The organism is Streptomyces sp. NBC_01471, assembly GCF_041438865.1.
Taxonomy (GTDB): Bacteria; Actinomycetota; Actinomycetes; order Streptomycetales; family Streptomycetaceae; genus Streptomyces.
Genome location: NZ_CP109450.1, coordinates 17,673 through 42,876, shown reverse-complemented (window position 1 = coordinate 42,876; position 25,204 = coordinate 17,673). Strand labels below are relative to the sequence as shown.

Here is a 25,204-nt window from a genome sequence, read left to right as displayed (position 1 = left end):
GTGTGCCTGTGCCCACTCGCCACGACGGATCCTTCCGTGCGGGCCGTTCTCCGGCCCCGGCTGGAAGCAGATCCGCCGGCGTCGGCTGCGGCGCCGGACCGACGACCACCGGTCCGCGATCCGAACCGGGCCTGTTCGACCACCACGCCTCGCCCAGCACGGACCATCCACGGTCCGTGTGGATGAACGGAAGTGAACACAGCGCATGACCGTCATCACCGCGGCTCACGAACTACTCGACAGCGATATCTACATCGATCTGCGTTCCAGCCTCGATATTCCTCTGCATCTCAAATGTGAAGGATTCAACTTCGCAGGCTCGATCAAGATGCAGCCCGCCGCGCGGATGGTCGGCACGGCGGAACAGGACAACGTCATCACCCGCGACTCCACTCTGATCGAGTCCTCTTCGGGGAATCTCGGTGTGGCGCTGGCTGTCATCGCGGCATCCAAAGGGCTGAAATTCGTCTGCGTCACCGACCCGAACTGCAATCCGACCACGGTGGATCTCATCCGCGTGCTGGGCGCCGAAGTCGTCATTGTCGATGAACCCGACAGCTCGGGCGGGTACCTGGCGGCCCGTAAGGAATACGTGAGGCGGCGCTGCCAGGAGGATCCCACCTGCGTATGGCTCAACCAGTACGAGAATCCGGCGAATTGGATGGCGCACTACGAGAGCACCGCCGCGTTGATCGCCAAGGACTTTCCCGACCTGGACACCCTGTTCATCGGAACCGGTACCGGGGGCACGCTCATGGGCTGCGCCCGCTACTTCCGTGAACACCGGCCGCAGGTGCGCATCATCGCCGTGGACAGCGTCGGCTCGGTCAGCTTCGCCGGAACCCGTGGGCCGCGGCACATACCCGGGCTCGGTGCCAGTGCTCCCATGCCGCTGATCGACCCCGGGATCGTCGACGATGTGATCCGTATCCACGAGATCGACACCATCCACACCTGCCGCAGGCTCGCCGCCCGCGGGATTCTCCTCGGCGGCTCGTCGGGAACGGTGGTCACCGCCGCCTCGCAGTGGTTCGCGCAGCGTCTCGGCACCCCGCGTACAGCGGTGGCCATCGCCCCCGACCTCGGGGAGCGCTACATCAACACCATCTACAACGACACCTGGGTCACCCAGCACTACGGCCACAGCGACCTCACGACCATTCTGGAGACGTTTTGAGCAGCGAGGCCTCCACACCCGATTTCTGCGTCGTCCCCGGCAGCACCGTGCACCGGATGCTCGACGGCCGGCAGAGCGAGTTGCTCGAACTGGTCGAGAAGGGCTACCGCCTGCACGGTGACGGGCAGACGGTCAACCCGCCCTCGTACTTCCTGCGCTTCGCCGACCGGCCCACCGCCCGCATCATCGCTCTGCCCGCCTCGGTCGGCGGGAGCCGTCCGGTCGACGGCCTCAAGTGGATCTCCAGCTTCCCGGCCAACCTCGACCGGGGCCTGCCGCGCGCGTCCGCGGTCCTGATCCTCAACGACCCGGTGACCGGCTACCCATACGCCTGCCTGGAGAGCTCGATCATCAGCGCCGTGCGCACCGCCGCTTCGGCCGCGGTCGCCGCACGCGCCCTCAGCGCGGGGCGCCCCGCCCCCCGGAGGGTGGGCTACCTGGGCACCGGCCTCATCGCCCGCTATCTGCACTCCTACCTCGGCGCCCTGGACTGGCGGCCGGAGGAGTACGCCGTCCACGACCTGTCACCGCAGTACGCCCAGGGCTTCGCCGAACACCTCACCGAGGTCACCGACGGCACCCCGGTCCGCGTGCACGACTCCGCCGAGGAACTGGTCCGGTCCTGCGACGTGATCGTCTGTGCCACCACGGCGGCGGCTCCGCACCTCACGGACACATCCTGGTTCGCGCACCACCCCCTGGTCCTGCACGTCTCCCTGCGCGACCTCGGAACCGACGTCATCCTCGACGGATTCAACGTCGTCGACGACGTCGAGCACGTACTGAAGGCCAACACCTCGGTCCACCTCGCCGAACAGCTCACCGGGGGACGGGAGTTCCTGAACGGCACGCTGTACGACGTCCTCACCGGCGCCCTGAGCGTGCCCGCCGACCGGACCGTGGTGTTCTCCCCGTTCGGCCTCGGAGTCCTCGACCTGACGGTCGGCGCCCACGTGTACGCCCGGGCCCTCGACGCGGGCGAACTCCAGCCCGTGCACGGGTTCTTCCACGACCTCGACCGGCACAGCGCTCCGGGGACGGTGACGCGGTGACCACGACATCGCAGCCCGCCGGAACCACGACCGAAGTGAGCGCCGAACTCCCGCTGGCCCGGGGCGCGGTGGACCGGGCAGGCGCTCTCGCCCTGCGCCACACCCTGGCGACCGACTGGGCCACCGCCGTCATCGATCACGTCATGGATCACGCGAAGCGGGAACCGGACCGCCCCGCCGTGGCCGACGGCGAGCGGACGCTGACCTATCGGGCCCTGCTGGGACAGGTCGCCGCCGTACGCAAGGCTCTGCTGGACGCCGGTGTACGGGCAGGGCAGGCGGTGGCCGCCGTCGGCCACCGCAGTTCCGACACCCCGGTGGTCTTTCTGGCGCTCGAAAGCCTGGGCGCCTCGTATCTGCCCATCGACCCGAGCTGGCCGCAGATCCGGGTCCGGGACGTACTGGAACGCAGCCGCGCCGCCCTGCTGCTCGACTACTGCCCCGCGGAGGAGCCGGCCCATGCCGCCCGCTCGGCCGCCACGGCCGCCCGGGTCGGTGTCCTTGCGCTGGCGGAGCACCGTACCGACGAGGGTCCGGACCACCGGGCGCACGGCGAACTCCCGGACACCGGGCCGGCCGAACTCCAGGACACCCGAGGAGCCGACCGCTCCCGCGAAGTCCGCTACACCATCTTCACCTCGGGCACCACCGGCCGGCCCAAGGGCGCCACCATCGAGCACAGCGGCATGCTGAACCACCTGTGGGCCAAGATCACCGACCTGTCGCTGGGGCCGGACGACGCGGTGGCGTTCACCGCACCTCTCGTCTTCGACATCGCGATCTGGCAGATGCTCTGCCCGCTGCTGGTCGGCGGCCGCCTGGTGGTCCTGCGCGACGCCACGATGCGGCTGCCGCACTGGCTCAACGACGCCCTCGAAACCACGGGTGTCACCGTCGTCGAACTGGTGCCGACCGTCGTCGGCTGGCTCGTCGGCGACGTCAAGCGCCGGAACACCGGCGGACTGCGCACACTGCGCTGGCTGCTCTCCACCGGTGAGGAGCTGTACCCCGCCGTCGCGGAACGCGTCCTGACCACGCTTCCGCACGTGTCCGTGGTCAACGCCTACGGCCCCACCGAGTGCTCCGACGACGTCACCCACCACGTCGTGACGCACGCCGACCTAGGCCGGCCCCGTCTGCCGATCGGCTCCCCGGTCGCCAACACCGCGCTGTACCTGCTCACCCAGGGCCCGGACGGCAGGTGGCGCGCGGCCGAGCCCGAGGAGAGCGGCGAGCTGTTCGTCGGCGGGGCAGGGGTGGGGCGGGGATATCTGAACGACCCCGACACCACCGGCCAGGCGTTCTTCCTGGACCCCTTCGATCCGTCCTCGCCGACCGGACGGCTCTACCGCACCGGTGACCTCGCCCGCTTCGAAGAGGGGCTGGTGTACTACCTGGGCCGCGCGGACCGGCAGGTCAAGGTCGCGGGCGTACGAATGGAACTCGACGAGATCGAAGCCGTCCTGAGCCGGCACCCCGCCGTCCAGCAGTGCGCCGTCATCGTCGCCGGAGAGGGCGAGCGCACCGAACTGAGTGCCCACTACAGCCTGCACACCCCGGTGGACGAGAAGGAGCTGCGGCAGGCGCTCAGCGAGGCGCTCCCCGCCGCGATGGTGCCGCGCCGCTGGCGCAAGTGGGACGCACTGCCCCTGACCCACAACGGAAAGGTGAACCACCACAGCCTGCGGATGGATCCCCCTCGTACCAAGAAGGAGGCGTGATGAACGCGGCAACCGGCAGCACACCAGCCACCGCCACCCCGACAGCACCGCACCCGGGCCGGGAGCCCCGGACCGGCGGCGACACCACCCCGCTCGCCCTGGCCGCCGAGGTGGCCCGTACCGCCGAGGAGCACCTCCAGGACACCGAACGGGACGCGGTGTTCCCCGTGGACGCCCTCACGCGGATGCGCACCACGGGCCTGCTCGGTCTGCTCGTACCGAAGGCCGACGGCGGACTCGGAGGCACGGTCACCGACCTGGTCGACGTCAGCATGCTCCTGGGACGCACCGACATGTCCGTGGCGATGATCTTCGCGATGCACTGCCAGCAGTCCGAGGCGGTCGTGCGGTACGCGAAGTCCCCGCTGCGCGAGGAACTGCTGCCACTGCTGGCTTCCGGGGAGCTGTACCTGGCATCGGTGACCACCGAGACGGGCAAGGGCGGCCACCTGTTCAGGTCCTACGCCCCGCTGCACGAGACCGGCGGAACGCTGGACATCGAGCGCAGCGCGCCGATCGTGACCGGCGGGACCGTCGCGGACGGCTTCCTCATCACCATGCGCAGCCCGGAGGCGACCGCCGACCACCAGGTCTCCCTCGTCTACGCCCACCGGAGCCAGCTGAAGGTGGAGGCCGAAGGGGAGTGGTGCCCCATGGGAATGCGGGCCAGCCACAGCCTGCCGGTGAAACTCACCGGCAGCGTCCCGTCCCATCAACTTCTCGGCGAGCACGGGGGGTTCCACCACATCGCCCAGTCGGTCTTCGGACCGCTCGCCCACCTCGGCTGGTCCGCCGCATGGCTGGGCACCGCGAGCGGCGCGCTGTCCCGGGTCCTGCGGCTGCTGCGCGACCCCGTCAGCCGCGCCCGGTTCGACCTGCACTCCGAACTGCTCATGACCCGGCTGTCGCGGTCCCGCCAGCGCCTCGACACGGTCCATGCCCTGCTGCGCCGTACCGAGGCCCTGATCGCCGGCGGCGAGGACCTGTCGGGCACCGGCAGCCAGCTGCTGCTGAACAATCTGAAGATCACCGCAGCCGAGCAGTGCCACGCCGCCGTCGAGGACCTGGTCGACGCCGTCGGACTCCGGCACGGCTATCTCCAGGACTCACCGACCCGCCTGGAGAAGTGTCTGCGCGATCTGCGCTCGGCCCCGCTGAACTACAGCAACGACCGCCTGCACCTCGCGGACGGACAGCTGTGCCTGCTCGACCCCGACGTGCGGCTGGCCTGAACCCCCTTGCCCAACCGTCTGCCTGAGCACCCGCCCGAGCTCCCTGCCTGAACAGCCCGGGGAGTGCGAGGCGCCCCGTACCGGCCAGCCGCACATCTAGCCCGGGCACCGTGGCGATCAGCACTGCCCCGGCCGCCACACCGCCATCCGTCTCCTTCCTGCGAGGACCCGTCATGCCCGACAAGAGTTCCGAGAACATGAACACCGCGCTGCGCTACATCGCCGGCCGCAAGGCCGCGGAGGAGGCACTCGGATTCCTCGCCCACGTCAGTGCCACCGTGCAGAAGACGACGGCGCTCAAGGACGTCGTCCCGGCCGTGGCCAAGGCGTGCGTACCCTTCCTCGCCTCCGGGGCCTCGCTGGGAGCCCTGGCGACGCACTCCCAGCTGGTGGTGCAGTCGCCCACCGAGTTCTCCGCCGCCCTTGAGGAACTGCGCGCCCTGGCCGAGGAACGCGGCGCGGAGCCGCTCGTCATCAGCACGCACGAGGCGCTCGTCAAGAAGGCAGACCCCCACCATCTGGATCTGCTGCGCCAGTGGAACGCGGGCTCGGCGCTCGCCCTCCCGCTCGACTACCGGGGTGTGCGCGGCGGCCACCTCGTCCTCGTACGCGGGGACAAGCACCGCCGGGGCGCCTTCAGCCCCGGCGACGTGGCGCTCACCACCGAAGTGGCCGACAAGGTTGCGGCGTTCAACGCCTTCGCCACCCACCGCGAGGAGGGGTGATGGGTGCGACGTGGGAAGACGTACGGTCCTGGATCCTGGAGCGCAATCCGGAGCTGACCGAGCTGGACCCCGAGACCGACATCATCGAGTCGCGCATCGTCGACTCGCTCCAGTTCGTGGAGCTCGTCCTCCATGTCGAGGACCTGCGCGGGCAGATGCTGGAGTCCGACGCTGTCGACCTCGACTCCTTCCGGACCCTCAAGGACATCGAGAAGAACTTCCTTCTCCAGTAACCGGACCACTGTGAACCTTCAGTAACCGGACCACCGTCAACCGGGCCACCGTGCGGAAGGCCGTGACGCACCATGTCTGCTGGCAACACGTCTCCTCGAAACACGACTCCTGACCCGTCTCCTGACGACACGTCAATCCGCAACTCGGCTCCGGACGGCGCGACATCGAGTGTCCTCGTACGGGGCGATCCGCGCGGGGCCGACGACATCGTGGTCTTCCTGCCCCCGGCGGGCAGCGTCACCACGCCGTACCTCCCGGTGGCGTCATGCCTGCCGGACAGCGTGGCGGCGGTCCACTGCGAGATGCCCGGCCGCGGGCGGCTGGCCCACGACACGGCGCCCACCGCCGTGGCGGCCTGCGTGGACCGCTGGGACGCCGACCTCCTCGCCCTGTCGCTCGAAGGCCGGCTGCACTTCTTCGGACACAGCCTCGGCGCCCTGTTCGCCCACGAACTCGTCGCCCGCTGCGAGGCCCGCGCCTCGCCCCGGGTCGCGAGCCTGTGCGTCTCCGCCGCCCGCCAGCCGGGCAGCGCCCCCCGGATGCTCATCGCGAACGCCTTCGAGGCGCTGCGCGGCGAGCAGGGCGGTGCGGGCCGCGCGGAGGACAAGGACGCCTGGCTGACCGACGACCTGCGGATGAGACGCCGGCACCGTGTCGTACCGCAGCCGGTCCGTGCGCCCCTCGCACTTTTCTGCCCGAGCGCCGACCCCTTCGCACGCCCCCACGAAATGGAGGACTGGAAGAACCACACCAGCGGCCCCTGCCTGGAGACCTTCACCTTCCGCGGCGGCCACGACTACTACCGCTCCGCTCCCGATGAGGTCGCGGCGGCGATCGGCCACATCGTGGAACGCACCAGAGAACCGCACCACGCCCAGCATCACGACGACACGGGAGTATGACATGACAGCGGACCAGCACAACGCCCCCTCGATCGAGCAGCTGATCGACGTCATCGGCAACAGTTCCGTGGGAATCACGGTGACCGACGGATCCGGCACCGTTCTCCTGCACAACAAGGCGCAGTCCGTTCTCATGGGCGGTGAGGCCGGCCACCTGCGCGACCGGATCCTCGTCGACGGGACGAAGGACGGTCTCACCGCACTCCTGGCCCGCCTGGACAAGGAGGACCGCTTCGAGCACGTCGCCGTCACCTACCAGGGAACCGGCGGGCGCGCCGCCCGGGTCAACGCCGTGGCCACCGGCAGCGGCGACACCCGGCGCATCCACTGGGTGAGCCGCCCCGACATCGGCGAGCGCCTGCCGATCGCCGACACCAGCACCGAGGACCCGACCTCCGACGCGAAGCAGTGGATCAGCGCGGTGGACACCCAGCCGCACCCGGGCCTGGCACCCACCGCCGAACGGGAGGACATCCTGCGGGAGTTCTACGAGGTCGCCCCGGTGGCCATCCACCTGATCGGCGTCGACGGACAGGTCATGCAGGCCAACCCGGCCGACGTGGCGCTCGTGGAGTACAGCGCGCAACCCTCCGAGTACGTCGGCGGCCACATCCGCCGGATCTACGAGAACCAGGGCCTGCTGGACGACTTCCTCTCCCGCTGGGACGAGGACTCGCCGATCATCAACTTCCGGGCCAACTTCGTGACCCGGGAGGGCACACCCAAGCCGGTCGTGATCTTCTCGACCGCACAGGCCGAGGGCGGCAGCGTCAGCAACACCCGGTGCTTCGTCTTCAACGACCCCGAGCCGCAGCGCGAGCGCGACGTGGTCAGCTCCTTCGGCTGGCCGGCCTGAGCACGGGCGGAGTCCGCGCCCCGGCCGGACTCCGCCCCTCTGCTCCGCCGTCCCACGCACGGCCCCACGGCTGCCCGCACACCGGGCGGCCGTCGGGGCCGGGCGGCCCCGACGCCATCCCAACCCTCCCGAGGGGGGCCCGTGTCCAACGTGCTGGTGATCTCCGGCAGCCCATCCCCGACCTCCAAGACCGAACTCGTGGGCGACCTCGTGGCGCGCCGGCTCGCCGAGCGCGAGTGGCACGTCGAGCACCTGAAGGTCCGTACGCTGCCCCCCGCTCCGCTGCTGCACGCCGACATCACCGACCCGGCCATCGCCCGGGCGCTGGCACAGGTGGCCCACGCCGATGGCATCGTGCTGGCCACACCGACGTACAAGGCGAGCTTCTCCGGCCTGCTCAAGACCTTCCTCGATGTGCTGCCGCAGTACGGCTTCGCCCACAAAGCCGTACTGCCGCTGGCCACCGGCGGCAGCACCGCGCATGTCCTGGTCCTCGACTACGCCCTGCGCCCGGTGGTGCACTCACTGGGCGCCCGCCATGTCGTGCAGAGCTTCTTCCTCCTCGACAAGCACCTCGAAACCGGTGACGGACATCCGCGCATCGACCCGCGGAGCACCGAGCTGCTGGACAGCGTGATCGAGGAGTTCCGCAAGGCCCTGGTCGCAGCCGCCTGAGCCCCGCGCCTGCCGCGCACCCCCGGCCCACCACGCCACCGACGCGTCCCACGAGCCGGTCTTCGCTCCGCCCGTGCGCCGATGCGACCCGAACGGACCGCACCTCGCTCACACCCCCAACACATCGGAGTACCAGCGAAGATGGTGGACAAAGCAGTGCAGAAGAAGTGGCTCACGGACTGGCATCCGGAGGACACCGAGGCCTGGGAACGCGACGGCCGCCGACTCGCCCGGCGCAACCTCATCGCATCCGTCATCACCGAGCACGTGGGCTTCTCGGTCTGGACCCTGTGGTCCGTACTCGTGCTGTTCATGTCCCCGCGGACCGGCTTCGGCCTGGACGCGGGGGAGAAGTTCCTGCTGGTCGCGGTCCCCACCGTGGTCGGCGCGCTGCTCCGGCTGCCCTACGGCCACGCCGTCACCCGCTACGGCGGCCGCGACTGGACCGTGTTCGCCACTCTCATCCTGCTCGTCCCGGCCGGTCTGGCCCTGTACTTCGTGGGCCGCCCCGGCACACCCCTGTGGGTGTACCTGCTCATCGGAGCCACCGCGGGCGTGGGCGGCGGCACCTTCGCGTCCTCGATGACGAACATCACCGCCCTCTACCCGCGGCGCCACCAGGGCTGGGCCCTCGGACTCAACGCCGGGGGCGGCAACCTGGGAGTCGCCGCGGTCCAGCTCGTCGGGCTGGCCGTCATCGCGGCGGCGGGCATGGACCATCCCGCCTACGTCGCCGCCGTCTACGTGCCGCTCATCGCGGCCGCCGCCTGGCTGGCGGGGCGCACCATGGACAACGTCGCCGCCGTGCGCGGCGCGGCCGGTGCCCACCGGCAGGCGGTCCGCGACCGCGACACCTGGTACCTCTGCCTTCTGTACATCGGCACTTTCGGGTCGTTCATCGGCTACGGATTCGCCTTCGGCCTCGTCCTGCAGAGCGAGTTCGGCGCCACCCCTGTCGAGGCCGTCGGATACACCTTCCTCGGTCCGCTCCTCGGCTCCTGCTCCCGGCCGCTCGGTGGCCGCCTCGCCGACCTGCTGGGCGGCGCCCGGGTCACCTTCTGGAACTTCCTGGGCATGGCGGCGGGCACACTCGGGCTCGTCCTCGCCGCCCACGCCAAGTCGTTCCCGCTGTTCGTCGCCTGCTTCATCGTTCTGTTCGTACTCAGCGGCCTCGGCAACGGCTCCACGTACAAGATGATCCCGGCGCTCTTCGCCGCCAAGGCCGAGAAGCAGATCACCGACGGGCTCGACGCCACCCGGGCCTTCGCCCGGGCCCGCAGGCTCTCCGGCTCGGTCATCGCGATCGCCGGCGCCGCCGGTGCGCTGGGCGGCGCGGCCATCAACCTCGCGTTCAAGGTGTCCTACTCCGGTGACTCCGGCTCGGGGACCCCCGCCTTCCTCACCTTCCTCTGCTACTACGCCCTGTGCATGGTCGTGCTCCGTGCGGTGTATCTGCGCAGGAGCTCCCCGCACGAGCGGCCGTCCCCGGCCGACCGCACCAGGGAGACCAGGCGTGTCTGAGGAACCGGCCGGCCTGCCGCAGGTGGAGACGCACTGCCCGTACTGCGCCCTGCAGTGCGGTACGCGTCTCACCGGCGGCGAGGCCGCGGCCGTCGAGGTGGCGCCCACCGGCTTCCCGGTCAACAGGGGAAAGCTGTGCCGCAAGGGCTGGACCGCCCCGCAACTGCTGACCACCACCGACCGCCTGACCCGGCCCCTGGTACGACGCCCGGACGGCGAACTGACCGGAGCGTCCTGGCCGACCGCACTCGACGCCGTGGCCGCCCGGCTGCGGGAGTTGCGCGCCGAGCACGGCCCGGACGCGGTGGCCGTGTTCGGCGGGGGCGGCCTGACCAACGAGAAGGCGTATCTGCTGGGCAAGTTCGCCCGGCTCGCACTGGGCACCAGCCAGATCGACTACAACGGCCGGTTCTGCATGTCCTCCGCCGCGGTGGCGGGCAACGCCGCCTTCGGTATCGACCGGGGGCTGCCCTTCCCCGTCACGGACCTGCGACAGGCCCGGACCGTGCTGCTGGCCGGCGCGAACGTCGCCGAGACCATGCCCCCGCTCATGCAGCACCTCGAATCGGCCGACCTCGTCGTCGTCGACCCCCGGCGGACCGCCACCGCGCAGCGCGCCGCGCTCCATCTCCAGCCCGTCCCCGGCACCGATCTGCCGCTGGCCCTCGGACTGCTGCACATCGCGATCGTGGACGCACGGATCGACCGGGACTACATACGCCTTCGCACCCAGGGCTTCGAAGCCGTCGCCCGGCAGGCCATGGCCTGGTGGCCGGAGCGGGTCGAGAGCGTCACGGGCGTACCCGCCGAAACGCTGCGCGAGGCGGTGCGGCTGCTGGCCGCGGCACCGAACACCTATGTACTGACCGGGCGCGGGGTCGAACAGCACCGGCAGGGCACCGACACGGCCGCCGCGTTCATCAACCTCGCCCTGGCCCTCGGCCTGCCCGGCACCCCGCACAGCGGGTACGGCTGCCTGACCGGCCAGGGCAACGGCCAGGGCGGCCGGGAACACGGCCAGAAGGCCGACCAGCTCCCCGGATACAGGTCACTGACCGACCCCGCCGCGCGCGCCCACGTCGCCGGAGTCTGGGGCGTGCGCCCGCAGGATCTGCCAGGCCCCGGGCGCACCGCCTACACCCTGCTCGACGCACTGGGCCGGGACGACGGACCGCGGGCGCTGCTCGTCTTCGGCTCCAACCCGGCCGTTTCGGCGCCGCACTCCTCGCACATCGCCCAACGCCTGCGCTCACTCGACCTGTTGGTGGTCGCCGACTTCGTGCCTTCCGAGACGGCCCGCATGGCCGACGTCGTCCTGCCCGTCACCCAGTGGGCCGAGGAGGAGGGCACCATGACCAGCCTGGAGGGCCGTGTCCTGCGCCGTCGCGCCCTGCTGAAACCTCCGGCACAGGTGCGCAGCGACCTGGACGTGCTCCACGGACTCGCCGTGCGACTGGGCGAGCCCTTCCACCGCTACCCGACCGAGCCCCGCGAGGTGTTCGAGGAACTGCGCCGCGCCTCACAGGGCGGTCCTGCCGACTACTCCGGCATCTCCTACGAGCGCCTCGACTCCGGGGAGGCACTGCACTGGCCCTGCCCGGAGACCGGGACCCCGCACCCCGGCACACCCCGGCTCTTCCTGGAACGCTTCGCCCACCCCGACCACCGCGCCCGGTTCACCGAGGCACAGCAGCACGAACCCGTCCGCGAAAGCCGGTCCGAGTACCCGCTGCACGCCACCACCGGCCGCGTCCTGCCCCACTACCAGTCGGGAGCGCAGACCCGCCGGGTCGCGGACCTCAACGACACCGTGCCCGAGGCATTCGTCCAGGTCCACCCGGACACCGCGAAGCGCTGCGGGCTCGCCGACCGCTGCCTCGCCCGGGTCACATCGGCCCGGGGAAGCACAACGGTCCGGGTCACACTCGACCCCACGATGCGTACCGACACCGTCTTCGTGCCCTTCCACTTCGCCGGTGACGCGAGCGCCAACCTCTTCACCCACCCCACCCTCGACCCGCGCAGCGGAATGCCCGAGTTCAAGACAAGCGCTGTCCGGCTCGAATTCCTCCCGGAGTGACACCGTGAGCGGCATCCTCGTCATCGGCAACGGCCCGGCGTCCCACCGGCTCGTGGAGCGCCTGCACCACCACGGTCACCCCGGCCCGGTCACCGTCCTGGGCGCCGAACACCACCCCGTCCGCCACCGGCCCCTGCTGACCTCCGTACTCGCGGGCCGGCTGCCCCCGGAAGCCCTGAGCACCCCGGGCCCGCCGGGCGCAACCGCCGTGCACGGCGCGGTCGTCACCCGCATCGACCGCCACACCCGCCGCGTACGGGCAAGAGCGGACGGGGCGGAGACCACCCACGCGTACGACACTCTGGTACTGGCCACCGGCGCCGCTCCCGTCGTCCCCGCCATCCCCGGTGTGCGAGGTCCCGGCGGGGGCCCGGGACCAGGGGTGACCACCCTGCGCACCATGGAGGACCACACGTCGATCACCGGCGGCAGCGTCGTGGTGCTCGGCGGCGGGCCCCTGGGAGTCGAGGCCGCGAGCGCGCTGGCGCTGCGCGGCATCCGCACCACACTGGTCTGCGCCACCCCGCACCCACTCGCCGGACGCCTGGGCGAGGAGTGCGGCCTGCTCCTCACCGAGCGGCTCCGGCAGGCCGGTGTCGCGGTCGTCGGCGGCCGCACCGTCGTACGCAGGTCCGCCGGGCACGTGCTCCTGGACGACGGCGGTTCGCTGCCCGCGGACACACTCGTACTGTGCACCGGGGCCGTCCCCGAGGTGGCGCCGGCCCGCGGGGCCGGACTCGCCGTACACGAGGGGGTCGTCGTCGACGACCGGTTGCGCACCAGCGATCCGCACATCCACGCCATCGGTGACTGCGCCGAGTACGCGGGGCGCACGGTGGCCGGGATCGAGGCCGCCTGGGAGCAGGCCGACACCCTGGCAGGGCTGCTCACCGGCCTGCGCACTCCCTACCGGCCCACCCCCGGCGTGTTCCGGCTGCGCGCCCATGTCATGGATGTGTGCTGCGTCGGCCCGTCCGCGGCCTTCGACGCCCCCGGAGTACGGACGGTCGACCTGGCCGACCGGGCCGGTGGCCGCCGCGCCCGTCTCGCGCTGCGCGACGACCGGCTCCTGGCCGCCGTACTCCTCGGCCTGCCGGACGCCATCGCCACCGTCGCGATGCTGTACCGGCAGGGCCGGCCACTGCCGTCGGACCGACTGGCCGTGCTGCTGGGAACCGCCTCGGGACCGCCGTCGACGGCTCTGCCGCGCGACGACGCCCCGGTCTGCCTCTGCAACAACGTGGCGCGCCGGGCCCTCGCCGACGCCTGGCGGGCGGGCGCCCGCACGACGGAGAAGCTGGCGGCTGCGACGGGCGCCACCACCAGCTGCGGGAGCTGCCGGGCCGACGTGGCGGAACTGTGCACCGCGTGGCAGCACCAAGGCCCCAGGGAACCGGAGCCCGCACGATGACCCGCACACTCGTGATCGTCGGACACGGCATGACAGGCCACCGCCTCGCGGCACGCGTACGCGAACTGGATACCGGGGACCACTGGCACATCGTCGTCCTGGCCGAGGAGCCCGACCCCGCCTACGACCGGGTCGCCCTGTCCGGATACCTGGCGGGCCGCACCCGGCAGAGCCTCCGCCTCAGCGGCGCCGAATTCCTCCAGGACGACCGCACGGACCTCCACCTGGGATGCCCGGTCGCCGCCGTCGACCGGACCGCGCGCAAGGTGATGACCGCCTACCAGGGGGCGATCTCCTACGACGCGCTGGTCCTGGCCACCGGATCGCGCCCCTTCGTACCCCCCGTGCCCGGGCACGAACTGGCGAACTGCTTCGTCTACCGGACCTTCGGCGACCTGGACGCGCTGCGTGCGGCGGCCCGCCCCGGTGCTCCCGGCGTGGTGGTCGGCGGCGGTCTCCTCGGCCTGGAGGCGGCCAACGCCCTGCGCCTGCTGGGCATGCGGCCGCATGTGATCGAGACGGCGCCCCATGTGATGCCGGCGCAACTGGACGCGGGTGCGGCGCGGGTGCTGCACCGGGGCGCCGAGGACCTGGGCCTGCGTCTGCACTGCGACACGGCCGTCGGGTCGCTCGACGGCGACTCCAGCGGCAGGGTCCGGGCGGTCACCCTCAAGGACGGCGCCGTACTGGACGCCGCCCTGGTGGTCTTCGCCGCGGGGATACGCCCCCGGGACGAACTGGCCCCCGGCTCCGGTCTTCAGCGTGCGGAGCGCGGCGGCTTCCTGGTGGACGCGTACTGCCGGACCGCCGACCCGCGTGTCTGGGCCGTGGGGGAGTGCGCCGCCGTCGAGGGCCGCTGCTACGGCCTGGTCGCCCCCGGCCACCGCATGGCCGAGAGCGTGGCCCGCCAGCTGACGGGCCTGCCCGCCGAACCCTTCGACGGCTCCGACACCTCTACGGCCCTGAAACTCCTCGACGTGCACGTCGCCACGTTCGGAAGCACGTCCGACACCGACCCCACCCTCGAACTCGTCTTCGCCGAGGGCACCTCGCGCTACGCCAAGGTCTTCCTCGACCCGGACGGCTCCCGGCTGCGGGGCGGCATCCTCGCCGGTGACACAGGCGCGCGCACCACGCTCAGCGCCTTCGTCGGACGCCGGCCCCCGGCGGACCTGGAACAGCTCCTGCTGCCGCCACGAGCTGCGAACGCCTGACGGTGCGGACCAAGCCCCGCGGTGCGGTGGTGTGTTGGGCGATCGGAGGGTCACCCGACCGACTTCTTCGGGTCATCCGCCAGTACGGCGCCCCGGGCCGGCCGGAGGAGACTCGTTGCCACGGCCGCGACCCGGCGGACTGGTGAAGCCGCAGGGCCGGCGCGGCCGTGTACAGGACGTACCAGCAGGAGGGGGAAGCACGTGAGCATGGAGCAGTACGACGAGATCGGCGAGGCATTCGAGGGGTTCAAGTCCCTGCCACTGATGCGTTACGGGGAGGTGCCGAGCTTCCTTTCCATGGTCGGGGATGTGAGCGGCAAGTCGGTTCTCGACGTGGCGTGCGGTACCGGTTTCTACAGCAGGGAGTTCAAGCGCCGCGCTGCGGCGGATGTGTTCGGTGTCGACATCTCCGTCGAGATGATCGCCGTCGCGCGGGAGTTCGAGGAGAGCGACCCGCTGGGTGTGCGGTACGAGGTCGGTGATGTGGCCGAACTGACGCCTGGAGGGAGGCGTTTCGACATCGCGGTGGGGGTGCAGTGCCTCAACTACGCCGAGAACCTCGCTGCCATGCGGCGGATGTGCGCCAACATCCACCGGAGCCTGGTTGCGGGCGGAGAGTTCTTCGTACTCGCCCAGAAGCCCGACTACCGGTTCGACTGTCCGTCCCTGGAGAGGTACGGGTTCCGCTGCGAGCCGACCGGGGAGGAAGCCGAGACGGGGCCGCGGGCACGGGTCACCGCCCTCCTCGACCCGCAGCCGATCAGTATCGTCAGCGCGGTCCCGCGCCGCGAGGTGTACGAGGAGTGCCTGCGGGCTGCCGGGTTCAGTGCGGTGGAGTGGGTTCCGCTGAAGGTGTCCGAGGCCGGTATCCGCGAGTTCGGCGAGGACTTCTGGGCGGACCTCCTGGCGAGCCCGCCGCTGGAGATGCTGCGCTGCCACGCCTGACCGGCTGACGCCGGGAGCCCACGGGAACGTACGTGCGGCGACGGCGCCGTGCAGCAGATGAAGACCCGTTTGCTGCACGGCGCCGCTCCGTGTCCCGGCACTCTGCGGGTGACACTTTCGGCATCGGGCATCGGGCCGATTAGCGCCTGCTTTGATCCCAGCACGTTCTCATATGCTCGGTGTCGGCTTATCGCCTGTTTCAGGAGGTTCCATGCCACCGTCCACGATGTACTGCTTCACCTGCGACTCCGACGAACAGCACCGTCCCCTGACCGGGAACGAGAAGGTCTGGCTCAAGAACCGCACCGGCCGGAGAACGGTCGACGAGTTCTTCATGTGCAAGGCGCCGAGCTGCCGCAACGTACGCAGCGGTTTCAACAAGCGCCCGTTCGAGCCCGTCATCCGCGTGCCCCTGCCCGACTGACGCTCCTGAACCCTGGACGGCCACGGCCGGATCCAGCTCGCGATGTTCCTCACGCCGGAGGCGGCGAGCACGCTGGGAATCCTGGCCGAACAGCTCAGCTGAACGCTGCCGAGAGGGACTGTGCGCCCAGCGGATCGTCCGGCTCCCGCCTCTGGCAGCTGACAGGGCAGGAGCGAGGCGGACGGGGCGGGGCTCAGCAGGAGCTGCGGACGGCGACGGCGTCGATCCTTCTGCCGAAGTTGGTGTCGTAGGCCTTGGCGTAGTCGCCGATGTTGACGGCGCGGAAGTCACGCGGCTTGTAGTCGATGAAGCAAGCGCGAACGTTGGCGTAGAAGGAGTACACGTGGTCGTGCAGGTTGGGCGGCATGTCGCGGTAGCCGTTGGAGGGCATCCACCGCCAGGGAGCACCAGAAAAGTTCCTGTCGTGCCAGAAGCAGATCTCCCCGGCCCCGCACTGATCGGCTGCCAGTCGCAGGGCGGCGGCGCTCGCGGTGTGTCCGGATGAGGGGGCACTGGCCCGGCCGCCGGCCTGGGGAGAACTCGCCGCACCGGTCAGGGCAAGACAGGTGGCCGCCACAACGATGGCCAGACTCATACGAACACGCATAGGGAACTTCCTTCTGCTCAGCGGCCTCTGCCAGGCAAAGTGCCTGACCCGCCAACCACATCACCCCCATGCCGCAGTACCGCCGCATTGACTGCGAAAACGACCGAACGGGCGACGTCACAGGGGGTGCAGGGGCGCGCGGAGCGCGGAACTCGGCACCCCGCAATGCGCTCCCCACCTTCGCGCCTCTGCACCTCCGCGCCCGCAGATGGGGTACGGGTCCAGGACGGCCAGCTCGGCCGTGAAGACCTGATCGCCTACGCCGCCGGGCTGCCGAACGGCTGACCACTGCCGGGGACACCGCCCGTCGCGCGGCCCTTTACGGCGCGTACGCGGAACTGTGGACCCAGCTCGCGGCCGTCTCCGACATTACCCGCCGTCCGGGGCTACCTGTCACTGCGTTGCGTAATGGTCCGCTCAGTGGTGACCAGCAGATCGGTGCGCTGGTCACGCAGGGGCAGATCGACCTGCTCGTTTTCTTCTTCGACCCGCTCAGTTCCCACCCGCATGGGGATGATGTGCCGGCTTTGATTCGTCCTGCGGTCCTGGCTGATGTCCGTCTTGCTCTTAATGCTGCGAGTGCGGATGCCATGGTTGCTTCGTCGGGTCCCCCTGCCGTCCCGGTTCAGGTGGTGGTCGCTGTTCCGTGAAGAGGCTGTCGGCGGGGGCTGGGACAGGTTCACCCGTGAACCTGTTCCGGCCCCCGCCAGGACCTGAGTCCTGCCGCTCCTGGAGGAGTCAGCCGTCCCACGGACTCAGGTGGTCGTGGGGTGTGTGGTCAGTCCGCTGGATCGGTTGGATCAGTAGGCGGAGTTGACGTTGTCCATCGAGCCGTATTTGTCGGCGGCGTAGTTGGCTGCGGCGACGATGTTGGCGACGGGGTCGGTGAGGCTGTTCTTGGTGCCCTTGACGTGGTAGGTGTCGAAGGTGGGCTGGATGACCTGGAGGAGTCCCTTGGAGGGGATGCCGTTCTGGGCGTTGACGTCCCAGTTGTTCTGGGCGTGGGGGTTGCCGCTGGATTCGCGCATGATGTTGCGGTGCAGGCCGTCGTAGCTGCCGGGGATGTGCTTGGCCTTCATGATGGCCAGCGATTCCTTGATCCAGCCGTCGAGGTTGTTGCTGTACTTGGGGCTCTTGACGATCGCGGCGACAGTGTCGAGGTGCTTGGCCTTGGGGGCCTTCTTCGCCTTGGCGGCCTTGGCGTGGGCGGCCTTTTCGGCGTGGTGGGCCTGCTGGGTGATCTGGGCGGTGGTGACGGCGGCGGCGGAGACGGGTGTGGCGGTGGGCTCGGCGGCGTGGGCGGGGTGCGGGGCCAGGGACAGGGCGCAGGCGGCGGCGCCGGCGGCGGCGATGCCGGCCACGGAGGTCTTGCGGGGGCTGAGGGTGCGGCGGGTGGTGGCAGTCATGGGGGTACCTCTCCAGTGGGGGACGTCGTGGGGAGGCCGACTGGGGGGTCGGCGACACGGGTGGGGCGCTGGGGCCGTGGTGCGTGTCGTGGGGCCGGTGTCTGGATGGCGGGCGGTGTGTTCTGCCCGGTCCGGCGCTCGGCTCCCCGGTACGTCAATCACCTTGCGAGAGGGTCGGGGTCGATGGCAATTATGTGACCTACGACGATATTTAGTTACAAATCGGACAGGTGTGGGGTGGGGCCCGCAGGGAAGGGGCAAACCCTGCCGCGGACCTACTAGGTGTCGTCCTGTGTGACGTGGCCCCTATGCCCGGGCTCACAGATCACCGGCCCTGAGGCCCCGGTTTCTCACTCCGTGTCACGGCCCGTACACAGCAAATCCCGTCCTGGCGGGGGTTGCCCGAGTACCCCCGTGGTCACTTCGGTGGCTGTGGGTGACGTGGTGTCCACGGTCGTGTACTGGCATCGCGGGATGCCGGAGCCAGCGGTGGTCTTCGAGGAGCGCTGTGCCGCCGGACTCGGTCACCTGCTTCGCGTAGCCGGCTATCAACCGGGTTTTCCACCGCCGCCGCTGGCCGTACCGCTGCTGAGGGATCACGCGGGCGTCGCGCGCACGGTCAGTGCCGATGGAACGAACTCCGGCACGCACCCGCCAGAGGTTGACGAAGTTCGCCGTCGCCCGGAGGTTCCGGCGGACCGGGGGTTCCGGTGGCCGGGGCGCGGTGGTCCAGCACCACCAAGGCCTCGGCAGGCCCCGCCGTCCCTCAGGAGAGCGGGGGACCAGTGTCGGTTCAACCACTCGCCCCGGGCCAGGACGGCAACCTCGCCCATCACCGGTTCTGTCCTTCGCCGCATGCGACGACTCCAAAGCACCAGGCACCGGCCACTGAGCGCCGGGCGCCTTGGTACCGACCGCCGGGCCCCGGCCGCCGGCCGCTTGGTATCAGGCGGTTGGAGGCGCCACCCCGGGGGCGGGCCGGATCCACTCCCGGCACACACGTCACACGGCGGAACCATCCACGGCCCCGGTCACCGGCGCTTGCAGGTGCAGACCCGGGCTCAGCCGGGTTCCGGCCCGATAGCCGTAATACTGCGCCCCCACCGCTTCCACTTCGTACGGTTACCCCTCTGGTCTTGTCCGTAGCGGAGCACGACCGCTCGCCGCTCACGATCTAGCGTCTGCGGCACTACCTGGAGCGAGGAGCGGCACGTGAACTGGCTCATCCATGACTACCGCGAGGACGATCTGGCGGCGGTTGTCCATCTCATCGACAGCACAGCAGATCTCGGCCAGGAGTCCGTCTTCTCCTTGGCCGAGTGCATCAGCGCCCTGACATCCCGCCAGCCCGCGGTGGTCGCAGTCCACCGGGGCGAACCGATCGGCGCGGCGCTTGCCCATGTGTCCGGCGGACGGGCCTGGGTGATGCGTATCGCTATCGCGCCGGCCTGGCGTGGCCGGGGGCTGGCGAGCGCGCTTCTGATGGAACTCGAACGCCGGCTGGTCGAGGCACGGGTACGCCGTATCGCTTACGTACTGGCCGAGTAGGAGATGCTCGGCGAGGGGCTGAGCAAAGCCGGTTACACGCGGCGACCCGCTGTCGCGTACTTCGAGAAGACCGAGCCCGCCACCGGCACCACGGCCAACCTCCTGGAGGAGTTGGGGGGCCGGCTCCTCCCGGGTGACCTGTGGGGCAAGGTGGCCGGGATGGAGGCGGAGAAGAACCTGATCGAGCGGCGTATCGTCCTGCCCCTGGCCGAACCGGAGCGAGCCGCCCGGCACGATGTCATCCCGCCCCGCGCCATCACCCTTTTCGGGCCGCCCGGGACCGGCAAGACCACCTTCGCCCGTGCTATCGCCTCCCGTCTGGGATGGCCCTTCGTCGAGCTGCTGCCGTCGCGCCTGGCGGACGAGGGCAACCTCGCCGCGGCCCTGCGCACGGCATTCGCCCGGATCTCCGAGCTGGAGAGGGTCCTGGTCTTCATCGACGAGGTCGAGGAGATCGCACCGGTACGCAGCACAGGCACGGAATCCGCGATGTCCGCGATGTACGGGGTCACCAACGAGCTCCTCAAACTCATCCCCGGCTTTCGCGAGCGTGACGAACGGCTGCTGGTCTGTGCCACGAACTCCATCCGTTCCCTCGACCCGGCGTTCCTGCGCCCGGGCCGGTTCGACTACCTGATCCCGATCGGCACTCCGGACGCGACCGCCCGGGCGGCGATCTGGTCGCGCTATTCCGCCCGGCGCGACGACGTCGATCTGGATGCACTGGTCGAGGCGAGCGAGCTGTTCACCCCGGCCGACATCGAACACGCGGCCCGGATCGCCGCCCAGGCCGCCTTCGAACGCAACGCCGCCGAAGCGGGCGCACACACCGACGACTACCTGACCGCTCTTCGCCAGTGCCGCCCGACGGTGACTCCGGCTGCCATCACCGAGTTCACCGCAGACATCACCACACACGCCCGGGCCTGATTCCGCGTCGGGCCGAACCCGGCCGACAGGGGAGCCCCTCCGAAGCCCAACGAGCCCGAACCAAATCCGAACCAAACCCAAAACCAAGTCCAACGGGCCCAGGCCAGGGGGTAGTTCGATGGCATGGCCGCTGCCTCCGCAGAGCGGGAATGCCTGGAGCCCGGTCCATACGAGGGACCGTTCCGGCGCCGGAGGCGGTGGGCAGCAGGGCGGTGATCCCGCCCTGCTCCGGGCGGACGACAACAGCTCGGTGCCACGTTCAACGAGCGCGCCCAGCCCGGCGGCGTACTCCTGGAGGATGCGCCCGGTCTCTTACTGCGGCATCGAGGCGAACCCGTACGGCACCTCGGGCGGCAGCCAAGGTCTGTCCGTGCCTGTTCCCGGCCAATGACGTAACTCAGCTGACCGTGCAGCACAACGGCGCCTTTCCACGGCGGTGAGGGCCAGGCCCGTCCGATCCCGGATCTCCGGGGTACGCGGCACGATACCGACTGCCCTGGCGTACGGAAGGCGGGCCGGTAACCGGTCGACCAGGCGGCAGCGCACCCCAGGGCGGCGGAGCCCGGCAGCCGCACTGGGCCCGACCGGGCGCCCGCCCGCGATCAGTACACCGGTCGTGCGGATGCGACGGCGTCGGCGATCCTCCACCGCCTCCTGGAGACTCAGAACGACACGGTGAGGGCGATGACGACGATGTTGGCGATGAGGTACAAGGCCGTCGCGATGGCGAAAGTGCGGTTGTTGAAGCGCCTCGCCGCCGGTTCGGCCATGGGATCGGTCAACAGCTTCATGATGTAGGTGGTGTTGGCGACACCGACCAGTACGTAGAGCAGGCTCATGAAGTGGATCTCTTCGACCAGCGTCACGTTCAGGAAGGTGCCCAGCGCCTCGTCGACCGCCCGCAGGTTGAGCATGATCGTGAAGAGCGCGGTACCGAGAATCCCGAGCCGTGCGACCATGGCGACCTCGTTGTCCTTCGACCAGATCAGAAACGAGATCAGGGCGACCAGGAGAGCCACATACACCGGCAGGATCTGCTTGCCGAAACTCGTGAGGTCCACTCGGGTGAGCTGGAACTCGATCACCAGCTGGGAGTAGTGACTGCTGCCTCCTTGCGTGAGCCGGGGATCGCCGAAGCTCGTCCTGTAGGGCGCGTCACCGACACCGATCCGGAATCGCGTGATCTTGAAGTCGCCGGGATGGATACTGGGGTTGTACGTGGAGTTCTTCGCGTCCGCCCGGTAGACGAACCGTGACTTGTCCAGTTTGTTTTCCTCAACCCGGATCCGGACGACCTGTTTGTCGAACGGGAAGTCCGTCAGGTTCAGGGTCTGCCGGAAGGTCCCGGCTACTTTGACCTGAGTCCAGTACTCGTTGTCCACCTTCTCGCTGGAAGGCGCGGTCAGTATCGTCTTCGTCGCGTTGGTGAATTCGAGACGCTGGACAGCGGCAAGGTCCTTGCGTGGGCATACGCTCCACAGCCACAGGTCCGCGTTCACGGTGCTCTCGACCGGATCCACCGCGTAGAGGTCGGTGACGTAAGCCCCGACCCTGCAACTGGGCACGGCCGCAGCAGTGGGCGTGGCCGCAGCAGCGGGCGTGGCGATGATCAGCGTGCTCAGCACCGCAGCGACCGCTGCGAGCAGCGCGGCCGCTCCCGACGGGAGCCCGGCCAGGCAGTTACGTCGGCCGTTCGCTGGCCCGCCGTATGAACGGGGCATACCTACGAGCCTCCAAGGACGCCGGCGGGAGGAGCAGGAACTGCCTCAGGGGAGCGTTTCCACGCGGACCTTAACCCGGCGGCCGAGGCAAGATCGCGATCGGAGCGGCCCACCCTGCAGACCGGCTCAGATGCACCCGTTCGGCCCATGCCCAGGGCCGCGGCGCGGCTGTCGACCACGCAGGCGGCATGCCCATGACCGCCCAAGCGGTGCCCTTTGTGTGGACAGGGACCGCGCCGACTGTGCTGCCGCCCGCCCGTCCGGTGGCGAGGTCGACGTCCGCCGGCCCGATGGTGGTAACCCCGGCGGCCGGACGGAGCCGGGCGTTGGGCCCCACGCGCCGTAGACCTCGCCGGTCTCATCCAGCACCCAGCCCAGTCGTACCGGATCGGTCAGGGTGAGGGGGGCCTCCTCAGCGGCTTCATGGTGCAGGGGGCCTGCTCGGGCGTCGCGTCGCTGCTCTCCACCGTTCCGCCGGGCAGCATTGGCGGCGCACCCCGCGGGCCAGGGTCAGCGACCGGGACGAGGCGGCAGTCGGGTACAGAGCACCACGACCAGGCTTGTTGCACGGGCAGCCGGTCGGGGACGGGGCCGCGGTGCAGAGGGCTTTCCCACAAGGGCCGTTAGCGGACGTGGACGTTGTGCCGGTCCAGGGCCGGTGCGTCGAGGATGTGCCGCCCGTCGGCGAGGTGAGCGGTGGCGGTGTGTCCGAGCCGGGCGCGGTAGGCGGCGAGCATGATCCACGCGTCCACACGGCGCAGCCGCCCGTAGAAGGCCGGTTTTTTCCAGTGTCAGCCGGGCTCACACCCCAGCGGAGCGCAGAAAGTCCGATTCATCTCGCAGGTCAAGTAAATGCATCCTGTCCTGCGAAAACGTCGTTCGGTTGACGCGGCGTCGAGGGCACCCCGGGCAGGACTCGAACCACCGCGGGTCAGCGGGGCCCGCCGACGGACTGGTCGGGCTGCACCTGGGCGCCTGCTGTCCGCTGGCCTCCAGTCTGGGCGTTTGGTGGGGAACCCTTCACCCGTCCAGGTCAACTGTCTTACATGCAACTGTCGTTATGGGCCAGGTGGCAGGACATTGGCGTGTATGCAGCAATCAGAAGAGAGAGCAAGAACAGCCCTGTGGCGTATCGGCGGCCGGCGGGGCCTGATCGCGTTGGTGGTGGGCGCACTGTGTGCGGCCTTCCTGCTGACCGGCGGGGGAACCGCGTCAGCGGCGCCGCCGGACAGTAACCGGATGGCGACCTGGAACATGCAGCGAGCCTCCGGCCGCTGGACCTACGCGCTGGGCCTCTCGGACAACGCGAGCGTCGTGGCCCTGCAGGAGGCATCGATCACGCCACCGTCCGGGGCCGTGTCGCTGGGCCGTATCGGCCGCAACATCCGCGCCTACCGCATCCCCGCCACCCGCACCCGCGGCGAGCGCTACCTCTACATCCTCCACCAGGGCGCCAACCCGGCTCGGGGCGTGAACCCGGCCATGATCACCTCGTTCCGACCCAACCGCGTGGAAGAGATCGCCGGCGTCTACCGGTCCGCCCTCGGCGTCGTACGGCAGGCCGACAACACCCTGTTCGCCTCCATCCACGCCAGCGCCAGCGGCGGCACCGACGCCGCCTCCCTCGTACGCCGCGTCGCCACCCGCAGCAGGCAGCTCGCCCTGGGAAACTGGGTGGTCCTGGGAGACTTCAACCGCGCCCCGCGCTCCCTGCCCGTCGGCGGAACCACCGGCATCCCCGCCAACTCTCACATCTACGAGAACGGCGGCCCCACCCAGCTCAGCGGCGGTCGCCTGGATTACGCCGTCTCCAACGTCCTGACCCAGAACTGGCAGGCCGCCCGCGGCAACCCTCGCGGCAGCGACCACTGGCCCATCACCTTCTCCTCCTTGCGCGCCGGCGCCGGCCCCGCCCGCTTCACGCTCGGCGACAACGGAGGCAACGGCAGCGTCCTTGACGTCTACCAGGCCCGCAGAACCAACGGGACGCACCTCATCCTCTATCACCCCGACAACGGCACCAACCAGCAGTGGACCCTGCGCCCCGACGGCTTCCAGCACAGGTCGGACCGGATTGTCAGCGTGAACAGCGGCAAGTGCGTGGACGTCGACAACGGCACCGCCAGTAAAGAGGGCTCCCGGATGAACATCTGGGACTGCCACCGGCACGGCCCCACCACTGACACCCAGAACTTCGTCCTGGAACACCCCCTCCCGCTGTTCCCGAACCTGACGACCATCACCAACGAGAGGACCGAGTACCTGCTGAACGTCGCGGGCAACGGCACCGCCGACGGCACCCCCGTCATCCAGTACGAGCAGCAGTACGGCCCCCTGCCCTTCCCGGCCGACAACGAAGCCTTCTACCTTCACCCCACCAGCTGACAGCACCCACAACCTCTCCGTGCCCGGCCGACGAGCCGAGCACGGAGACCTGAGCCCCCGCTCGCCACCAACGGCCTCGACTGTCCGAACGACTGAGCTGCGTCGGGGCCTGTGACGGTAACTCCGAGCTGCTGAAGCCCCTCTGGGAAGCAGCTGCGGGCGTGAAGCCGACCGCTACCGACCCCGTCCGCGACCTTCGTACCTACCTGTGGGCTCTTCAGTACGCGGCTGGAGAACCGAGGACCAAGGCGATCCTCGCCTCCGCGCAGCACATCATCACCCCGGACGAGCTGGACCAGGCGCTCGACGGCCCCGGCGTCCCTGCCTGGCCGGTCGTCAAACGGCTCACGATCGCTCTGCGGAGCCTGCCCGATGTCGCCCGGCCGCTATGGCGCCAAGCGCACTCCACCCTGGAGACCCGGCCCGCAGCCTCTTGGC

22 protein-coding genes and 1 pseudogene are annotated in these 25,204 nt (G+C 70.0%); 18 read left to right on the top strand and 5 right to left on the bottom strand.

The genetic code is table 11. The features are described from left to right. Positions 1 to 205 precede the first annotated feature (205 nt). The 15 genes from sbnA (at position 206) to OG285_RS00160 (ending at position 16,169) form a co-directional block, all read left to right on the top strand. Positions 206 to 1,177 carry a 2,3-diaminopropionate biosynthesis protein SbnA gene (sbnA, locus tag OG285_RS00230; protein WP_356833053.1) on the top strand — a complete coding sequence of 324 codons (972 nt, stop codon included), beginning with the start codon at positions 206 to 208 and terminating at the stop codon, positions 1,175 to 1,177. Beyond that, positions 1,174 to 2,229 carry a 2,3-diaminopropionate biosynthesis protein SbnB gene (sbnB, locus tag OG285_RS00225; protein WP_371789747.1) on the top strand — a complete coding sequence of 352 codons (1,056 nt, stop codon included), beginning with the start codon at positions 1,174 to 1,176 and terminating at the stop codon, positions 2,227 to 2,229. The genes sbnA and sbnB overlap by 4 nt, the downstream gene beginning before the upstream one ends. Further along, positions 2,226 to 3,950, top strand: a complete 1,725-nt coding sequence (locus OG285_RS00220) for an amino acid adenylation domain-containing protein (protein WP_371789746.1) — start codon at positions 2,226 to 2,228, stop codon at positions 3,948 to 3,950. Before sbnB ends, OG285_RS00220 begins: the two co-directional genes overlap by 4 nt. Beyond that, positions 3,950 to 5,182 (top strand): acyl-CoA dehydrogenase family protein, encoded by a 1,233-nt coding sequence (locus OG285_RS00215; RefSeq protein ID WP_371789745.1) that lies wholly within the window; start codon positions 3,950 to 3,952, stop codon positions 5,180 to 5,182. Before OG285_RS00220 ends, OG285_RS00215 begins: the two co-directional genes overlap by 1 nt. A gap of 173 nt (positions 5,183 to 5,355) precedes the next feature. Next, the gene (locus tag OG285_RS00210) at positions 5,356 to 5,907 is read left to right on the top strand and encodes a GAF domain-containing protein (RefSeq protein ID WP_356833059.1); all 552 of its coding nucleotides are present in this window, start codon (positions 5,356 to 5,358) and stop codon (positions 5,905 to 5,907) included. Beyond that, the gene (locus tag OG285_RS00205) at positions 5,907 to 6,140 is read left to right on the top strand and encodes an acyl carrier protein (RefSeq protein WP_356833061.1); all 234 of its coding nucleotides are present in this window, start codon (positions 5,907 to 5,909) and stop codon (positions 6,138 to 6,140) included. Before OG285_RS00210 ends, OG285_RS00205 begins: the two co-directional genes overlap by 1 nt. Positions 6,141 to 6,212: 72 nt before the next feature. Then, a complete protein-coding gene (locus OG285_RS00200; RefSeq protein WP_371789744.1) occupies positions 6,213 to 7,043 on the top strand; it encodes a thioesterase II family protein in 831 nt (276 codons plus the stop codon). A 1-nt stretch (position 7,044) separates the two neighbouring features. Next, the gene (locus OG285_RS00195; RefSeq protein WP_356833065.1) at positions 7,045 to 7,899 is read left to right on the top strand and encodes a hypothetical protein; all 855 of its coding nucleotides are present in this window, start codon (positions 7,045 to 7,047) and stop codon (positions 7,897 to 7,899) included. Positions 7,900 to 8,040: 141 nt separating this feature from the next. Next, a complete protein-coding gene (gene ssuE, locus OG285_RS00190; protein WP_356833067.1) occupies positions 8,041 to 8,574 on the top strand; it encodes an NADPH-dependent FMN reductase in 534 nt (177 codons plus the stop codon). 141 nt (positions 8,575 to 8,715) lie between these two features. After that, positions 8,716 to 10,095: an MFS transporter gene (locus OG285_RS00185; RefSeq protein WP_371789743.1), complete on the top strand. Its 1,380-nt coding sequence runs from the start codon at positions 8,716 to 8,718 to the stop codon at positions 10,093 to 10,095. Then, positions 10,088 to 12,175 (top strand): molybdopterin oxidoreductase family protein, encoded by a 2,088-nt coding sequence (locus OG285_RS00180; protein WP_371789742.1) that lies wholly within the window; start codon positions 10,088 to 10,090, stop codon positions 12,173 to 12,175. Before OG285_RS00185 ends, OG285_RS00180 begins: the two co-directional genes overlap by 8 nt. Positions 12,176 to 12,179: 4 nt before the next feature. Then, positions 12,180 to 13,586 (top strand): FAD-dependent oxidoreductase, encoded by a 1,407-nt coding sequence (locus OG285_RS00175; RefSeq protein ID WP_371789741.1) that lies wholly within the window; start codon positions 12,180 to 12,182, stop codon positions 13,584 to 13,586. Next, entirely contained in the window at positions 13,583 to 14,800 is a 1,218-nt protein-coding gene (locus OG285_RS00170; RefSeq protein ID WP_371789740.1) for an NAD(P)/FAD-dependent oxidoreductase, read from the top strand. Before OG285_RS00175 ends, OG285_RS00170 begins: the two co-directional genes overlap by 4 nt. Positions 14,801 to 15,001: 201 nt before the next feature. After that, positions 15,002 to 15,745 (top strand): class I SAM-dependent methyltransferase, encoded by a 744-nt coding sequence (locus tag OG285_RS00165; RefSeq protein ID WP_371789739.1) that lies wholly within the window; start codon positions 15,002 to 15,004, stop codon positions 15,743 to 15,745. Positions 15,746 to 15,956: 211 nt separating this feature from the next. Next, positions 15,957 to 16,169, top strand: coding sequence for a hypothetical protein (locus tag OG285_RS00160; RefSeq protein ID WP_356833079.1), 213 nt, complete (start codon positions 15,957 to 15,959; stop codon positions 16,167 to 16,169). Positions 16,170 to 16,362: 193 nt separating this feature from the next. Here the strand turns inward: OG285_RS00160 and OG285_RS00155 are convergent, their stop codons facing one another. Continuing rightward, complete coding sequence (locus OG285_RS00155) at positions 16,363 to 16,776, bottom strand: peptidase inhibitor family I36 protein (protein WP_371789738.1); 414 nt, start codon at positions 16,774 to 16,776, stop codon at positions 16,363 to 16,365. Between the two features lie 401 nt (positions 16,777 to 17,177). Here OG285_RS00155 and OG285_RS00150 point away from each other — a divergent pair, with 401 nt between their 5' ends. After that, positions 17,178 to 17,426 (top strand): hypothetical protein, encoded by a 249-nt coding sequence (locus OG285_RS00150; RefSeq protein WP_371789737.1) that lies wholly within the window; start codon positions 17,178 to 17,180, stop codon positions 17,424 to 17,426. Between the two features lie 150 nt (positions 17,427 to 17,576). Here OG285_RS00150 and OG285_RS00145 read toward each other — a convergent pair whose 3' ends face one another. Then, positions 17,577 to 18,182 carry a transglycosylase SLT domain-containing protein gene (locus OG285_RS00145; RefSeq protein ID WP_371789736.1) on the bottom strand — a complete coding sequence of 202 codons (606 nt, stop codon included), beginning with the start codon at positions 18,180 to 18,182 and terminating at the stop codon, positions 17,577 to 17,579. Positions 18,183 to 19,394: 1,212 nt separating this feature from the next. On the opposite strand from OG285_RS00145, the pseudogene OG285_RS00140 reads away from it, so the two are divergent. After that, a pseudogene (locus OG285_RS00140) lies at positions 19,395 to 20,660 on the top strand (ATP-binding protein). A 312-nt stretch (positions 20,661 to 20,972) separates the two neighbouring features. Here OG285_RS00140 and OG285_RS00135 read toward each other — a convergent pair. The 3 genes from OG285_RS00135 to OG285_RS00125 all read right to left on the bottom strand — a co-directional run bounded on the left by OG285_RS00135 (position 20,973) and on the right by OG285_RS00125 (position 23,133). Then, positions 20,973 to 21,308 (bottom strand): FAD-dependent monooxygenase, encoded by a 336-nt coding sequence (locus OG285_RS00135; protein ID WP_371789735.1) that lies wholly within the window; start codon positions 21,306 to 21,308, stop codon positions 20,973 to 20,975. A gap of 14 nt (positions 21,309 to 21,322) precedes the next feature. Beyond that, entirely contained in the window at positions 21,323 to 22,381 is a 1,059-nt protein-coding gene (locus OG285_RS00130; RefSeq protein WP_371789734.1) for a hypothetical protein, read from the bottom strand. Positions 22,382 to 23,004: 623 nt separating this feature from the next. After that, positions 23,005 to 23,133 carry a hypothetical protein gene (locus OG285_RS00125; RefSeq protein WP_356837159.1) on the bottom strand — a complete coding sequence of 43 codons (129 nt, stop codon included), beginning with the start codon at positions 23,131 to 23,133 and terminating at the stop codon, positions 23,005 to 23,007. A 337-nt stretch (positions 23,134 to 23,470) separates the two neighbouring features. Between OG285_RS00125 and OG285_RS00120 the strand changes: the two genes are divergently transcribed. Next, positions 23,471 to 24,766: an RICIN domain-containing protein gene (locus OG285_RS00120; protein WP_371789733.1), complete on the top strand. Its 1,296-nt coding sequence runs from the start codon at positions 23,471 to 23,473 to the stop codon at positions 24,764 to 24,766. Positions 24,767 to 25,204: the final 438 nt, after the last annotated feature.